The sequence below is a fragment of the Gracilibacillus sp. JCM 18860 genome (genome assembly GCF_055395245.1).
Map to the genome: position 1 here is coordinate 1,121,414 of NZ_AP043868.1, position 15,507 is coordinate 1,136,920.

Annotated in this window: 11 protein-coding genes; 2 read left to right on the top strand and 9 right to left on the bottom strand. The window is 35.4% G+C overall.

Annotated elements, in window-relative coordinates; genetic code table 11:
- Window positions 1-35: 35 nt before the first annotated feature.
- Window positions 36-2,324 (bottom strand): beta-L-arabinofuranosidase domain-containing protein, encoded by a 2,289-nt coding sequence (locus ACZ5R4_RS05890; RefSeq protein WP_347836406.1) that lies wholly within the window; start codon window positions 2,322-2,324, stop codon window positions 36-38.
- A gap of 217 nt (window positions 2,325-2,541) precedes the next feature.
- On the opposite strand from ACZ5R4_RS05890, the gene ACZ5R4_RS05895 reads away from it, so the two are divergent.
- Window positions 2,542-3,408 (top strand): helix-turn-helix domain-containing protein, encoded by an 867-nt coding sequence (locus ACZ5R4_RS05895; RefSeq protein ID WP_109984910.1) that lies wholly within the window; start codon window positions 2,542-2,544, stop codon window positions 3,406-3,408.
- 106 nt (window positions 3,409-3,514) lie between these two features.
- Here ACZ5R4_RS05895 and ACZ5R4_RS05900 read toward each other — a convergent pair whose 3' ends face one another.
- The 8 genes from ACZ5R4_RS05900 to ACZ5R4_RS05935 all read right to left on the bottom strand — a co-directional run bounded on the left by ACZ5R4_RS05900 (window position 3,515) and on the right by ACZ5R4_RS05935 (window position 14,275).
- Window positions 3,515-4,894 carry a UDP-N-acetylmuramoyl-tripeptide--D-alanyl-D-alanine ligase gene (locus tag ACZ5R4_RS05900; protein ID WP_109984911.1) on the bottom strand — a complete coding sequence of 460 codons (1,380 nt, stop codon included), beginning with the start codon at window positions 4,892-4,894 and terminating at the stop codon, window positions 3,515-3,517.
- Window positions 4,895-4,910: 16 nt separating this feature from the next.
- The gene (locus ACZ5R4_RS05905) at window positions 4,911-5,999 is read right to left on the bottom strand and encodes a D-alanine--D-alanine ligase (RefSeq protein WP_109984912.1); all 1,089 of its coding nucleotides are present in this window, start codon (window positions 5,997-5,999) and stop codon (window positions 4,911-4,913) included.
- Window positions 6,000-6,246: 247 nt separating this feature from the next.
- Window positions 6,247-6,816 carry a biotin transporter BioY gene (locus tag ACZ5R4_RS05910; RefSeq protein WP_109984913.1) on the bottom strand — a complete coding sequence of 190 codons (570 nt, stop codon included), beginning with the start codon at window positions 6,814-6,816 and terminating at the stop codon, window positions 6,247-6,249.
- A gap of 81 nt (window positions 6,817-6,897) precedes the next feature.
- The gene (locus ACZ5R4_RS05915) at window positions 6,898-9,441 is read right to left on the bottom strand and encodes a PEP/pyruvate-binding domain-containing protein (RefSeq protein ID WP_464368189.1); all 2,544 of its coding nucleotides are present in this window, start codon (window positions 9,439-9,441) and stop codon (window positions 6,898-6,900) included.
- A 155-nt stretch (window positions 9,442-9,596) separates the two neighbouring features.
- Window positions 9,597-10,880 carry an ABC transporter substrate-binding protein gene (locus ACZ5R4_RS05920; RefSeq protein WP_464368190.1) on the bottom strand — a complete coding sequence of 428 codons (1,284 nt, stop codon included), beginning with the start codon at window positions 10,878-10,880 and terminating at the stop codon, window positions 9,597-9,599.
- Window positions 10,867-12,705 carry a diguanylate cyclase domain-containing protein gene (locus tag ACZ5R4_RS05925; protein WP_277678372.1) on the bottom strand — a complete coding sequence of 613 codons (1,839 nt, stop codon included), beginning with the start codon at window positions 12,703-12,705 and terminating at the stop codon, window positions 10,867-10,869. Before ACZ5R4_RS05925 ends, ACZ5R4_RS05920 begins: the two co-directional genes overlap by 14 nt.
- Window positions 12,706-13,129: 424 nt before the next feature.
- Window positions 13,130-13,996, bottom strand: coding sequence for a peptidoglycan-binding protein (locus tag ACZ5R4_RS05930; RefSeq protein WP_109984917.1), 867 nt, complete (start codon window positions 13,994-13,996; stop codon window positions 13,130-13,132).
- An 18-nt stretch (window positions 13,997-14,014) separates the two neighbouring features.
- A complete protein-coding gene (locus ACZ5R4_RS05935; RefSeq protein ID WP_054861274.1) occupies window positions 14,015-14,275 on the bottom strand; it encodes a phage holin family protein in 261 nt (86 codons plus the stop codon).
- 244 nt (window positions 14,276-14,519) lie between these two features.
- Between ACZ5R4_RS05935 and ACZ5R4_RS05940 the strand changes: the two genes are divergently transcribed.
- Window positions 14,520-15,224 carry a DsbA family oxidoreductase gene (locus ACZ5R4_RS05940; protein WP_054861273.1) on the top strand — a complete coding sequence of 235 codons (705 nt, stop codon included), beginning with the start codon at window positions 14,520-14,522 and terminating at the stop codon, window positions 15,222-15,224.
- Window positions 15,225-15,507: the final 283 nt, after the last annotated feature.

Genomic DNA, 15,507 nt, shown 5'->3' on the forward strand with positions numbered 1-15,507 from the left:
TTCGACATAAAAAATCGGGCATATGCCCGATTTTTTTATATTTCTGGTTCATTTATAATACGCACACGATAGATCCCGCCAGCTATTTTTCCATTAGAGGATTGAAATTTTACCCTTATCGTTTCTTTTTCTTTCATCCAAGCAAACGGTATTGGGTAAACCTCTGTAAACAACTCTCCTGGATGTTGGTTGGTTAATTTCTGACGCGTTAATTCGTTTTCATCGATCCAAATAGTAAAGTCACGTTCCACTACACGTCCATCCATATGCTCTCTACCATCACCTCCGAAATAAGTGACAGCAAGATACATTGACTTTGACGCATCAATCTTCATTTCGTAGCTAAAGTATCCCCCATCTTTTGCTTCGCGGTAACCGCTATGAACGACGTTTTTATAAGCAGAGGTAGACAAGCTTGCCTCCATGTTATGATCCACCTCTGGTTGTTGTTCATGTGGTGTAACAACATCAATCGTAATCCTTTGTTCCCTTAGTCTTCTATCTTTTTCGTTGTCTACAAAATGCTCATAGGCTCCTGTTGATAAAATATTCCAATAAATCGTATATCTTTCATGATGAATTTCATAAAATGGCTTTAGTGTTAGACTCTGATTCCCTGGTTGCCCAACCTCTGTTGTAGTAAAAATTAATTTATCAGGATCAACCAGTTGAATCCATTTTTCTAAGTCCTGTTGATCTGTTACAAGTGCAGGTACTTCTATGAGTGGATGATTATTCAATGATAAATGATCACTTAAAATATCAGTCTCAGGAAAATTCTCTCGACCGAGTGCACCTGCCAAAACAATAGGACCATACATGATAACTTGTTTCTGTTCATCATCTTTTGCCACATATCGATGTAAACAAAGCGGTGTTACTACTGTTAGACAATCCTTCTGTTGCCAAATTCGCGTTATTTTGGCATACCCATTTACCTTCACTACTTCTACCTGTTCCCCATTCACCATAAATGTCATTTCGTCTTTCACCCAATATGGTATCCGAATTAGTAAGTCAAACTCTTCCTCTGGTGTTTGTTCGAAAAAAATACTACTCTCCTCTTTGTATGGAAATCCTGTTTCCTGCCTTACTATCAAGCCTCTATCTTCGTACACAGCCCTAGCAGAGATAAATAAATTAATAAAAAATTGGCGATCATCATGGTGAGAGAAGATACCTCGGTTATACCTTGCTGGATTTTCCATCCCAGTACCTGTACAACACCAAAAGGAATCATCCCTTGAATTATATACTTTAAAATGGCCAGGCTCGGAGGAAACAAAATAGGTCTTCATTCCAGACTCTGGATCTTGCGATGCTAAAATATGATTATATAATGCTTTCTCAAAGAAATCATAGTATTTGGAGTGATGCTCCCATTCAAATAGGAGCTCTGTTAGCTTCAGCATATTATAGGTGTTACAAGTTTCCGTTGTTAAAATACCTAGTTCCTCTGCATTCTCTGGACCAAAATGTTCACGAATACTGTTACCACCAATAGCATAAGTGCGATAATTGGTCACTTGCTCCCAGAAAAAGGTGGCAATCCTTTTATATTTTTCTTTACCTGTTATATTAAAGAGCTTGGCTACTCCAATTACCTTTGGAATTTGGGTATTGGCATGCTTACCCTCCAACTCATCCAGTTGATTGTCCAGAGGATCCAATACTGCTTGGTGATAAAATCTTTCTGCTAATTCTAGATAATTGGGGTTTTTTGTCATATCATATAAATCCGCAAAGGCTTCATTCATTCCGCCATGTTCACAAACTAGCATTTTTTGGAATTGATCCTCTGACAAATTAATTAATCCATTATAAGCCCAATCAGCTAATCTCGTAACAATTTGTAATGCTTTTTCCATGCTTAAAAGCTGATAAGCTTCTATTAAACCAGCATAGATTTTGTGTATGGAGTACCAAGGTACCCACGAGCCAGCAAGACTAAAATTATCCACCTCGAATTCACCAGTAAACACCTTATCAAAGCAATCTCTAGGAAACCCACTCACATACCCATCCGTATCATAGGATTGAACATGAGCTAGTTCTGCTAGAGCATAGTTTAGTTTTTCTTTTAATCGTTTATCTCCTGTTACATGGTACATATTGGCTGCTGCTGAAAGCCAATGACCAATGGAATGACCAGCGATAGGCGTTTTCTCCCAGCCTCCGTAGCGCTCCTTCTTCGCCTTTTGTCCAGCTGCTTCATAACAAGGAGCAATGAGACGATCCACATCTAGATATAATAAATATTCCTTTCCTTTTAATTGTGATTCATTAAACATACCTTCAAGTAAGTATACTTTTTCCACAACCATCGCACCTCCAAAAAACTTTTACATTATCTAGTATGAAGGCGATTACTACAAATGTACATTCCATAAAATAAGAAAACATATCTTTTTTTTGTATTTTTTGTTATGATCTTAAGTAGAAAAGATTACCTATATAAAACACTTTAATTGTTAGCGGTATAATTAAGATGTGTAGGTGTAATTCACTAAGTTTACCACCATTCAAGAGGTGATTCAAAGCATGAAAAATCCTGTAAAGATTGAAGCACATACACTTCCATTAATTCGCGAGGTCGGCTTTATGTATGATATTGATGGGGTGTTTAAGCATCCAGATCGGGTTATGGAATACTTACATGTCTTTATTTACGTTAAAAAAGGAAGAATACACGTAATAGAGGATGACATTGAGTATTATGTGGATAAAGGTTCCTATCTTTTTCTTAGAAAAGATATCTATCATTTTGGACGTGAATTATATTTACCTGGATCTGAATGGTACTATATTCATTTCTCTGATAAAAATACCGGAGCTCCCAATGTCGAATTCACTCCCTTTCGCCAAACTTCATTGATCGGCGAAGAGGCCTATCAAGCCATTTTCACACTTCCGAAGTATGGAAAGGTCACGAATGCTCCATGGATGGAAACGAAGCTAGTTAAATTATTAGAATTGTATGAATCGACCAATCCAATGCGGCCGATTCTTTCCAGCATGGAAGCACACCAAATATTTCTAGAACTATACATGGATAAAATGCAAGAAAACGCAAACAAAAAATCCCACCGGATAATTGCACGAATGGTGAAGCTTTTACACGAAAATGAAGACCAAAAGCTAACAGGAGATCAGATCGCAAATGCGATGGGGATGAATTATTCCTATCTTTCTTCCCTTTTTAAGAACCATACAGGTAAAAGTGTTACCCAGTACCAAAATGAGATTCTTATCGAAAAAGCGATCCAATTATTTAAAAAAGACAATCAAAATGTATCAGAAGTAAGTGATTACCTAGGATTTTCTAATCCATTCTATTTTAGTCGTGTATTCAAAAAGGTTACAGGGGTTTCCCCATCTACTTACTTACAACAAATTTACCGTAATTAAAGGAATCAAAACCAAGCGCATGGACGAGAATAAAAGTCGTCCATGCGCTTGGTTGATGTTTAGGTAATTAATAGTTGGCATCAGATTAAAAACTCTCCTAGTCATGTTATCCAATGATATCTTCTACGATCTCTTCTAATTTCATTCCTCTTGATGCCTTGAATAAAACAACGGTATCCCTATCTAATAAAGGTAATAAGCTCTCCTTTAAATCTTGTTTATCATCAAATGCTCTAGTCTTTATTTCCTCGCTCTTCTCCTTAACAGCACTAGCAATAAATTGACCTAATCTTCCATATGTGAACACATAATCGATAGTTAGATTTGAAATAAAGGAACCCACCTCTTGATGAAATTCTTTTTCTGCTTTCCCCAGCTCTAGCATATCTCCAAGTACTAAAACCTTTTTATGGTACTTCTCTAGTGAATCTACTAATGATACAGCAGCTTTCATAGAGGTTGGGCTAGCATTGTATGCATCATTGATAATCAAGCAATCATTTTTACCTTGATGTGCTTCCATTCGCATAGAAGTTAAAGTCACTTTAGCTAATGCACGCTTCATTTTCTCTTCATTAATCCCCATAAATTGTCCAACTGCGATAGAAGCAAGCGCATTTTTCACGTTATGCATACCAAGTACAGGTAAAAACAACGGTGTCTGCGGAATGGTATTTACCGTAAATTCTGTCCCGTTATCTTTCAATTCGATGGACAGAGGAAATAAATCGGAAGTATCTGTTTCACCAAAAGAGATGGTTTGAAACGAAAATGTGCTACTAGAAATTTTTTGTTGCAGTAGTGGCTCATCTCCATCATAAATAAAAGCTCCATCATTCTTCAGACCTGTCGTGATTTCAAATTTTGCATCTGCAATTTTTTCTCTTGACCCCAAATACTCTAAATGGGATTCACCAATATTCGTGATAACCGCAATATCGGGTTTAGCTATCTTCGAAAGGATTTCAATCTGCCCGACATCACTCATACCCATTTCAAGCACCATCACCTCTGTGTCTTTTTCCAGTTCGAAAATGGATAAAGGTAGACCTAATTGGCTGTTAAAATTGCCTTTCGTTTTTTGAACAGAGAATGTACTCGAAAGAACTTCCGCTATCATGTCCTTTGTCGAAGTTTTTCCATTACTACCGGTTACCCCTACTATCCTTACACCAGTTTGATCCCGATAGCTTCTCGCTAATTGCTGCATGGCTATAAGGGGATCATCCACAAAAATTAATGGAATGTCTTCAGGTGCACCATCTACACCCTTTTTCCAAAAAGTAGCTCTAGCACCTTTTTCAAATGCTTGTCGCACGAACTTATGACCATCAACATTGGAACCAGGTAATGGAATAAACAATTGACCTTGCTGAATCGACCGAGTGTCAATAGAAACCCCTTCTATCTGAACATCCTTCCATTTATCATGAGATAATTCAGCCTCTGCCATCCTCGCAACTTGTTCTAACGTCCTTGTTATCATTATATAAATCCTCCGCTCAATCCATCGTATAAGAGATTTTCAGTTTTTCTTGATGTTTTTCGATTGCTAGCTCTACTAATTTGTTAATAAGAGCCGGATATTCTAGACCACTATGCTTCCATAATAGTGGGAACATACTGTATGGCGTAAAGCCTGGCATTGTGTTCACTTCATTGATTAATATTTCATTATCCTTAGTTAAAAAGAAATCCATTCTTGCTAAACCTGAGCAATCTAACGATTTGTATGCCCTTTTTGCAATATCCTTTATTTGCTCATAAATTTCGTTAGGTAACTCACAAGGTATGATTAACCCTGTATCTTCATCCTCGTATTTCGATTGATAATCATAGAATTCTGTCTTAGGAACAATTTCTCCTACTACAGAGCATTCAAGCTCGTCATTTCCAATAACGCCGATCTCTATTTCTCGCGCATTTACCCCTTCTTCTACAATAATTTTCCGATCATATCGAAGTGCTTCTTTGACTGCTTCTTTTAGCTGTTCCTGATTTTTACACTTACTGATTCCTACACTTGATCCAAGATTAGCTGGTTTGACAAAGCACGGATAACCGATATCAGTCTCAATCTTACTCATTACCCTTTCTGCTTGTTCTTCCCAGTCTTTACGAATAAATCCAACGTATTTTACTTGTGTTAAACCAGCTTGCTCAAAAATAGCCTTCATGGCAATCTTATCCATTCCAGCTGATGAGGCTAACACTCCGTTACCAACGTATGGTAAGCCTAAGATTTCTAGCAGTCCTTGAACCGTTCCATCTTCCCCGTTTGGACCGTGTAATAAAGGGAAAACAACTTCATTGACTTGTGCTGAATCTAATTCTTTTCCCTTTACTGCTCGTTCACTGATCGCGAGAGGAGATACAGTATTTTTTTCCCCTTGAAATGCTAAGGCATGAACATCGTCTACTTTACCTTCTAACACTGGGCCCTTATTCCAGCTACCTTCTTGATCGATATAAATAGGATGCACCTCATATATTGATTGATCAACTGCATTCATAACTGCTTTCGCTGTTTGCATGGAAACCTTATGCTCAGCTGACTTTCCCCCGAACAATAAGTGTAATTTAGTTTTCATAAAACAAATACCTCCAATGATTTCGCACTTTATTTAAAACCAACATTATATTTATGATGTATAATCAGTCACATATCTACTATTATATTGGTAATATACTACATACATACCTATAAGTATACCTCTTTTTTGGGGGTTTACACAAGTTAGTTTCTTAGTCTTTGAGCTTGGTATTGACTAAAGAATACGCGATTACAAATCGCTTGTAGAACAAAAAAATCGCTCAAACAGAGCGATTTTCTAATAGTTAGACAGCTTTTTTAATGGAATGATTTACTGGTAGAAGTTTGGCATTTTCTAAACTTCGTCTGACAACAATACCAATCCAGCTAGCAAGAATCGCTTTAATGATACCGACAATTAAAAATGGGAGAGCTCCTGATACGATAGCGGCATGCCAGGATAAATCAGCAATGAACTTTAATTGAATGACACCAAACGTTAAGGTGACACACATCCCCACAATATTTGCGATGATTGCCATCCACATATTAAAGGATGTTTTTTCTAGAATTTTGCCTGTAATGTAGGCAGTAGCAATAAATCCAATAATATACCCTCCTGTCGGGCCAATAAGGACATGTGGACCACTTTCAAAGCCTGCAAAAACAGGAATACCTATCAGTCCAAGTAGCATGTAACAGAACATGGCAAGTGCACCAATTTTACTACCTAAAATCGTGGCTGTTAATCCCACTGCTAATGTTTGACCACTAAATGGAACGATAAAAGCTTGAAATTGTATCTGTGCTAAAATGGCCGTTATAGCTGAGAAAATACTAGCTAGAATAAGTGCTGTTAATTTAGTCGATGTCATTTTTTCTTCCTCCATGATATGTAAACCTATAATGAATATAAGTTAACATATTCTATGGAGGAAATCAATCTATTGGAGGAATCATTTACAGATAAGTTTTTGTTGAATTATATCTGCAGTTAACTCCATCCCTTCCACCTTATAAACGTGAAGGATGTCTTTCCAAGCAGGAGAGGTCCATTGTTCTATTAGATTGAATGAACTAGAAAGATAAGAAGGGTTAAAATGTACTCCGTTATTCCCTTCAAAAAGCGCGACATAAAAGATGTCTGCTTCTACCATATCCTGAAAAAAGTGACTGCCATAGGATAATTCTGGTATAAAACCTTTTTCCTCTGAAGCAACCTCACAAATTACATCAACATGCTGAATTTCTGAGAAATGAACAGGAATACCAAGTGAGGGTGTGGATGTGCCCCATCTTCCAGGTCCGATTAATAGTATTCTATCATTTCTTAGATCATATGTAATTCTCCCAATTAATCTTGCAACATTATACTTATCTTGTTCACTTAATTTAATATATTCATCTGTCACTACATGAACTACATAATCGAGCGGTAAACGTATATTCCCCCCCATAAAATTACCATTTGTACTTATTAAACATCGCTCATTTTCTAGTAATTGCGGGATGTCAACAGACTTTCCCAATCCTTTTGTTTGTAATGGGCGACATTGAACGAGATTAATCTTATAGTCATCCTGATGTTGAAAATTAACGGTAAATTCAATATCTACAGGGTAATCATACACTCTTGCTAATTCTGCCAGTAATTGTTTCATTACTTTAGGAAAAGTAGTATTACCTAAAAGCTGTTTGAAATCAAGAATATACGGTGTAGGCATATGTTGATAGCCTAAATCCTTTAATCTTAAAACTGTTCCTGTATCAATAGAAGCAAATAAACCTTGATCAACATCCCACACATCAGAAATAGCCTTATTTAGTGGGATGCTCGTCCATTTATTATCCTTAATGGAAAGAACATCTGCTTCATGTTGAGAGAATTTCTGTTGGTCATCCATATGCATTAACGGTTTTCTTGTTGGTTGGTCTAATGTAACAATTCTTGCATAATCATCAACGGTTCGATCAACTGCTCTTGTTCCTAATCCAAATACTAGACGAATCATCCCAGCTTCCATCTCAACGCTTTTATCCCATACATATAAGTTAGAAGAATTACCAACTCCAGCAATATGTGGAAAGAAGTGCTCTCCATGATGGTCACCAGAAACTCGCTGGACGAGAATGGCCATTTGTTCATCCTTTGCAAACAATCCACGATTCATCCGATATTCGAGAGCATCAACATTCATTGTACTCGCATAAACAGTTCGTATAGCATTTTCAAAGGCCTGATATCTTTGTTCTGGCGTGCCTTGATTTACACAAAAAACACTATCATATTTTCCAGCAAATGCATTACCGAAATTATCCTCTAATAAAGAACTAGATCGCACAATGATAGGTGACTGTCCAAAGTATTCAAGAACCTGAATAAACTGTTCTTTAATAGTAGCAGGAAACTTCCCTTTCATTAGTTTGTCTTGTAATTCCTTTGCATACTGGTAATAGCCTTTTTTCGTTTTTTGCTTTAATCGAAGTTTCCACCATCCATTTTGAACAATATAAGTATAAAAAATATCAGATCCAATATAAAAAGAGTCATGTGGCTCGATGTATCTTGAGAAGCGACCTTTTTTATCATCCGCTAAAATCTTCCTAGCTAAAAGCATACCAACACTTTTACCTCCGATAAATCCTGTCCCTACTTCTCTTGATACGATTTGCAATAGATCCTGTAAAGTAAAATATTGGTCACATAGATGATACATTCTTGACTTTTCACCGATCAATAGTGGCATTAGCATCTGCTTTGTCTTTTCCTGCTCCACAATGTCTTCTTCCAGCTTTTCCTTAGCTTTTGAGAAGATAACATCCCAATAATCCATCCTTTCTTCAATTCGATTTATATTAGCAAAAAGAGTAGACGCTTCTGCGCTAGCAGTAATACTTTTTAACCGATCTCCTTCAATCAAATGAGGAAAAAACATCGTTGGTGAATAACGCTGCCATACTTTTAATGGATGAATATAATACTTTTCCTTCAACTGATACAGATCTAACAGTACTTGAGTGGTTTCTCTAATTCCCGCGATTGTACTAAATGTGTGAATATTCCGTATAATAGCAAAATAGGCAACGGTATCTAATTCGTATAAATATGGACAACATACCTTGAAAAAGTTTCCAATCATTAAATCAGAGGACCAATTCGATAATAAATCTGTTAAACAATCGAAAATATAAAAAGTCCTTGGACCTTCCTTTTCAATTAGACGGTGGATTTCTGTTGCAAAGCTTTCGAATCCTTTACTTGCATCGACTTCATATTTTTTGATTAAAGGGTCATCTTTTACTATCGGTATGTGCTGACCAAACCGAACGTAGACTATTTTCCGTTGATCCTTCATTGCCTGCAAAACAAAGGGTATTACCATATCTTTATATCCTTCTAAAGTATCGACCTGCCAAACGACATTGTCTCCTAGATGTAAATAATCGATTACATGATCGAAATCTTTTATACCTGTAGAAACCTTCAGTTCAAACTTCATATCATCACATCCATCCAATCCTTTTATATTCTCATTATAGCAATGATTGAAGAATGAACTATATCTATTCAGCATGATTCTCATATTACTATTCGATAGGATAAGTATTATTCCTCGATAGACTTCTTTCCAAACTAGAAGTATCCTTCCCAAAATTAATTTTTATTTATTAAATTTTGTAATGCTTTCTGATCTTGTCTAATTAAATCCCCTATATCCTGATGCACTTGCTCAATAGCGTGTTCCGTAATCTCTTCTCCATTTCTGAACTCTGCAAGAGCTACTTTCCAAATATTTTCACTTCCTTTGTCAAGTATGGTTGGCTGTCCTGCGATGCTGTTAGTAACTGAATTCCAATAAATCCTGTTAATATCTTTATTTATATAAAAGGGATCTTTATTAGAACCTTTGTATATATTCATCATATCTTTGCACATATGTTTGATAAATTCCCATGCTATCATTTTATTTTGACTTTGAGAAGAAATAGCAATCGCAGTGCTCGCCTTTCTATCTACCCCATTTAGTCCAAAAGGAAGAGTCGTTATACCCCAGTTTTCTTTTTGGTCTGGCACCCATTCCTTTAACTGATCTTGGACATAATTTGCCATATAAAACATAACAAGCTCGTCGTTCTTAAGCGCTGCCTTGCCACTTTCTTCCCATATATTCAAGGAAGGATCTAAATCATTTTCCTCGACCTCAACAGCACCTTCTAATGCTTTTCCAAAAGCATTTTTCTTTGCAATATAATCATAGGTGCCATTAAATAGATTAGAGGTTCGTAAAGCTGTTTCAATGATCTGATGGTCTGTTTCCGTAATATAATGTCCCTTCTGCTTTAAGACTTCCGCCATCTCGATCCATTTCTCCTTATCTGAAATCCATTCACTCAGTCGATCTGGTTCACTTGGAAAACCATATTTCTTTAGGATATCTGCCCGATAATAGGTTACATAAGGAAAATATAATAGCGGTAAAGCAAACAGTTTATTTGAATCACTCGTTCTAAACTCTTCTACCAATTCCTTGGGTAAGGCTTGCATAAAAAGACTATCATCATACATTGGTTTACTTAAATCCTCTAATCCATGAACCCCAGAAAAGCCTCCTATTTTATCGATTGGAAAAACATAGATATCTGGTGTTTTTCCTTTGATCAAGCTATCTCGGTACTTTTCTGCTATGATATTTGGATCTATTTCTTTAATGTTGATTAAAGCATCCGGAAACTTCTCTTGGAATCCTTCTAAGCTATTTGAAAAAATATTATCTGGTGTCCAAATGAGTAGTTCATTTGTTTTAGCATTTTGAGTCTCCTCTTCCGAATCTGTCTCCCTAATAAGGGTCGAATCGTGGACCGATTGTACTGGAGGAGACGTACATCCTGCTAGTATAAAGAACATTAAGAACAAGACGAAACTCTTAGATGTTTGCATTATGATTCTCCTTGATAATAGATAATTCTCTTTGATGATTTCTCTCTTTTTCTTTGTACATTAAAGTGTCAGCATTATGTAGTAATTCATCAATTGTTCTACCATCAACCGGATAAAAACTTACACCAACACTTGCAGATAATGTAATAGACGTTCCTTTAATATTTATTGGTTGAAGAATTACTTTTTCTAGTTCATCACAAACTGCATATACCTCTTCCTTTAAGCTCTTTTTGATTGTCGATACAAATTCGTCGCCTGCTAAACGATATACGTGAAACGATCGATGTTCTTCTTCAAATAATAATAGTCTTTTAGCGAATAGTTTTAATAGTTCGTCCCCACCACTATGGCCTAATGTATCATTAACCTGTTTAAATTTGTCTAAATCAAGAAAAACGACAGCGAAAATATGATCTACTGAATTCTTTAGTAAGGCATCCATATCTTTATAAAAAGAATATCGATTTGGCAAATTGGTTAAAGAGTCATAATGGGCCAAATAGGATAGTTTTGTTTCTGATTCGGTTAACTGGTTCGTTTTCTCCATTAACAATTTATTTTTCAATTTTGTTTCTCGAAACATCTTTTGGAGCTCTAATGCTACTTTTTCGATATTTTCACGTAATTGAGCAAATTCATAAATATTCGTATCTGACCAATTAAATGCTTGCTTCGTCTGAACCTTCCTTGGAAGATCACTTGTAATCTTCGTAATAAATCCTAATGATTGAGATAGAATATGATTAGATACGATCCCACAAACCAAAGCAAAAAATAAGATAAGCATAGCGATTAATAAATATCTTTCCAATTTATTTGCTGCTTTATAGATAGCTTTATCTACTGGAATTAAAAGATACACATCCTTATTAAGAAACGTAGTATGTCCTATATATTTTCCTTCATACCACGCTAAGAAATTCGGGTTGTTCTCGGAAAACCAAATAAACCCATTCTCGTGTATCTCCTTTACAAATCCCGTTTGAAATACCTGACCATCTTCATTAGAATCTAACTGATCTGCTGTCGATAACCAAACCTCAGTATTACTATTTATGAGGTATATTCTCGCATTACTGTCTCCAACCTCATGCTCTAACAATGATTTTAATCTTGCCTTTTCTAAATCCGAATCAAGGGAAAAATTTTGGATTTCCTCTGAATCCATTTCAACGACCTCTTGCCTAAGTGTATAATTTAACTGGGTTAAACTTTGCTTCCACTGTTCATACATATCGGCTTCTAGCGATCTAGAATATAACAAGATGAAAATTAAAATAGGACAAACAGCGAAAAAGATTAAAATATGTGAGATGATTTGACCAAAATAAAGACGATTACGATCCATAAAAATAGACCCAATTTTCGGAATATATGGTAAGTAGTCACATAGAATATCCGCTATTAGTGCTGAGAATAGTGTCGACAACACTAATTGAAAAATAGTAAAATTAATAAATTCACTAGATATGTCCACTGGAATAAAAAACTGGTAGATCATGAAATATAAAATCAATAAAAAACAGTAGACAAAGCTCCATGTAAACAAGTCTTTACCTTTCTTTTTATACAAACTACCAATAACTAATACTTCAATGACATTTAAAAAGTAAAAAGCTTCATTGAATTGGAAGGTATATGAAATCCCATTAATGATTAGAGTGGCAACTAAGGCATAGCGTAAACCAAATAAACGAATTATCGCTAAATAGAAAATAGGTGCAAAACTTATACTGACACCAAATATAAGAGGAATAGTAAATACATGGAAGATGATCGCTATTGTTAAGAAGATTAGATATAATAAAAACCGCTTATTCATCCATTTTTGGAGCATCATTTTTCTTCACCCATATCTCATTTATTATTACAATATTGCAATCTTCCAATATAGTAGAATATAACTGAATAAATATAGTAAAAAAGAACTATAAATTATTATATACTATTTTATAAAGAATCAAAATGTTTTGTCTTATTTTCGTACCGATCCTTGATCCTCTATTTTTAGTTTATTTAATGACTAAGTCTAGTATTATATAGTCCTATTCTCTCAATTAGCATATCATAGAATGAAGGTTGATCAAGTGCTTTTTCATAAATTTTACAACCTAAAATACACTTTTAGAGTTAAGTCAGATAATAAGGTTATAACTATAATTAGCTATACCAACTAAACAATATGTAAAATCCGAACCTAACATATCAAATGAACGAAGGTTCGGATCTTAAATGTTCTAAACCTGCTAGAATAATTTATTCCATGTTTTTGGTCCAACAATACCATCAACCGCCAACCCATTCTTCTTCTGGAAATTTTTCACTGCCTGCTCTGTCTTCTTCCCGAAAATACCATCGACTTTTGTTCCAACTTTTTGTTGGATTTTCTTTACATTATCTCCCTTACTACCAAGTCTTATTAGGGTACCAGGATATTTACTCCATGCTTTCAATGCCTGATTTATTCTGTTTTTCGTAACAGGTCCAACAATCCCATCTACTGTAATCTTTTGATCACTTTGAAAATTTCTAACAGCCCTTTCTGTTTCCGCACCAAACACCCCATCTGCTCCATATTTAGAAAGCGAGTAGCCAAGCTTTATTAAATTTAATTGTAATGTCTTTACCTCACTACCACGCATTCCTTCTTTTATTAAATCTGACTTTTCAGTGAATTGGTTCAAATATTCTACCGGATTCAAGGTAGAGGTTTGTTTATTAGAGCGATAGCCATATGGGGGTGCTGCCTCCGCATGTTTTCTAACTTCATAATGTAGGTGGGAACCTGTCACTTCACCAGTTTGCCCTTGGTATCCAATAATTTGATTCGCACGAACTTTCTGTCCTTTACTTACCGTTACACGATCTAGGTGTGCATATAATTGCCCACGGTTGTTAGTGTCCTTCAATAAGACAACATTTCCATAGCCACCTAAGCCTGTACCACTTTGACCCATGCCTGCATATAGAACAGTACCAGCTGTAAATGCCTTAATAGGGGCATTATGCTGTTTTACTAAGTCGATCCCTCCATGAAAATCCTTTGATCCTCTAATAGGGTGAATCCTAGACCCATATGGACTTGAAATTCTAAAGCCTTTAAATTCCGCCATCTAATCACTCCTTTATCATTATTTATCTTGACACATTGTTTGCTTAACAAGCTGATGACTAAATACGGCAACACCTGTTGCGATAATGCCATCAACCATTGAGCGAATATTCCAACCAAACAAATGACATGCTGCAAATATTCCACAGGCTAATAAAATCCAAATAATCAACCAATCAGGTATTAGTGGTGTTCGTTTACATGCATAGCCGATGAACCAAAGAGCTGGTACAATAAAATAAAAATCATCCCGTAACAATGCCCTAAAATCTGTTAACATAGGAACACCTCCTCTAATAAGGGGTTACCGCTGTAACGGCAGCTAGTAAACGAATAACAGAAGATTGTAGGAGCATATAGTATCTTATGATGAATACCATTTAAGTGAAATGGCATTCATCCTGTTTCTTCCTCATCTATATAATCCAAATTTATAGAATAAAGGTATCGTTGTTTAAGCAAATTACTTTAAGGTAGCTTTTTTTTATGTGAAAATATAGAGGATTGTAAAGCGAGGTGTAACCATGGAAATTGAGATTTGGTCTGATTTTAGTTGCCCATTTTGTTATATTGGGAAAATGAGATTAGAAAAAGCGGTGGAAAGATATCCAAAAAAATTAGATATTTTGATCAAATATAAAAGTTTTCAATTAGATCCTGAAGCTCCCAAAACAACGGATAAATCGATTCACGAAATATTAGCAAAAAAATATAACATGACAGTGGAAAGAGCAAAACAAATGAATCAACAACTTGTTGATCAAGCAAAAGGTGTAGGATTACACTTTCATATGGATACATTACAGGCTACAAATACTTTTACTGCACACCGTGTTACTAAATTTGCCCACGCAGAAGGGAAAGAGGAGCAATTTGTAAACAATATGTTTCAACACTATTTTACACATTCTTCTAATTTAAGTGATCCGGAAATACTTCTTCAGGTTTGCAAGGAACTTTCTCTAGATCTTGAAAAGGTGAAGCAAATTATCGAGTCTTCTCAGTTTGAGCAGGACGTTTTAGAAGATATTGAAGAGGCAAAGAATTTAGGTATTACCGGAGTTCCGTTTTTTGTCTTTAATCAAAAATATGCTATATCAGGTGCACAGCCAGTCGAAACATTTATGCAAGCATTAGAGCGGATCACAGAAGAAGAAAACTCTAACCAGAAAGATTTAACCCCTAATAAAAAAAGAAGCTTTTGTGAAGGCGACCAATGTAAATTTTAGTAGAAGAGTAAGAAAATCATCCTGATGATTTAATGATAGTGTCTATAGTTATATAGGCACTATTTTTTGTTATATAAAATCAATCAATCCAATCATTCCTGTCAAATTTTATTATTTTTTATCGTCATTTTCTCCTACTTGTGTTATAATCATTTTGTACTATTAGGTAATTTTATTTTCCTATTATTTTATCCATTTCCATCCTACTATTGTATCATTAATATCGTAAGCCTTTTCAAAAATAAATATAAAATGGGGGTTCTATAATTGAGAAAGAAACTGC

Bases quoted from the DNA above. Each gene is read 5' to 3' on its own strand.
- ACZ5R4_RS05910 (WP_109984913.1), bottom strand. From the start codon at position 6,816: ATGACATCGACTAAATTAACAGCACTTATTCTAGCTAGTATTTTCTCA.
- ACZ5R4_RS05935 (WP_054861274.1), bottom strand. From the start codon at position 14,275: ATGTTAACAGATTTTAGGGCATTGTTACGGGATGATTTTTATTTTATT.
- ACZ5R4_RS05940 (WP_054861273.1), top strand. From the start codon at position 14,520: ATGGAAATTGAGATTTGGTCTGATTTTAGTTGCCCATTTTGTTATATT.
- ACZ5R4_RS05920 (WP_464368190.1), bottom strand. From the start codon at position 10,880: ATGCAAACATCTAAGAGTTTCGTCTTGTTCTTAATGTTCTTTATACTA.
- ACZ5R4_RS05895 (WP_109984910.1), top strand. From the start codon at position 2,542: ATGAAAAATCCTGTAAAGATTGAAGCACATACACTTCCATTAATTCGC.
- ACZ5R4_RS05905 (WP_109984912.1), bottom strand. From the start codon at position 5,999: ATGAAAACTAAATTACACTTATTGTTCGGGGGAAAGTCAGCTGAGCAT.
- ACZ5R4_RS05925 (WP_277678372.1), bottom strand. From the start codon at position 12,705: ATGAATAAGCGGTTTTTATTATATCTAATCTTCTTAACAATAGCGATC.
- ACZ5R4_RS05930 (WP_109984917.1), bottom strand. From the start codon at position 13,996: ATGGCGGAATTTAAAGGCTTTAGAATTTCAAGTCCATATGGGTCTAGG.
- ACZ5R4_RS05900 (WP_109984911.1), bottom strand. From the start codon at position 4,894: ATGATAACAAGGACGTTAGAACAAGTTGCGAGGATGGCAGAGGCTGAA.
- ACZ5R4_RS05890 (WP_347836406.1), bottom strand. From the start codon at position 2,324: ATGGTTGTGGAAAAAGTATACTTACTTGAAGGTATGTTTAATGAATCA.
- ACZ5R4_RS05915 (WP_464368189.1), bottom strand. From the start codon at position 9,441: ATGAAGTTTGAACTGAAGGTTTCTACAGGTATAAAAGATTTCGATCAT.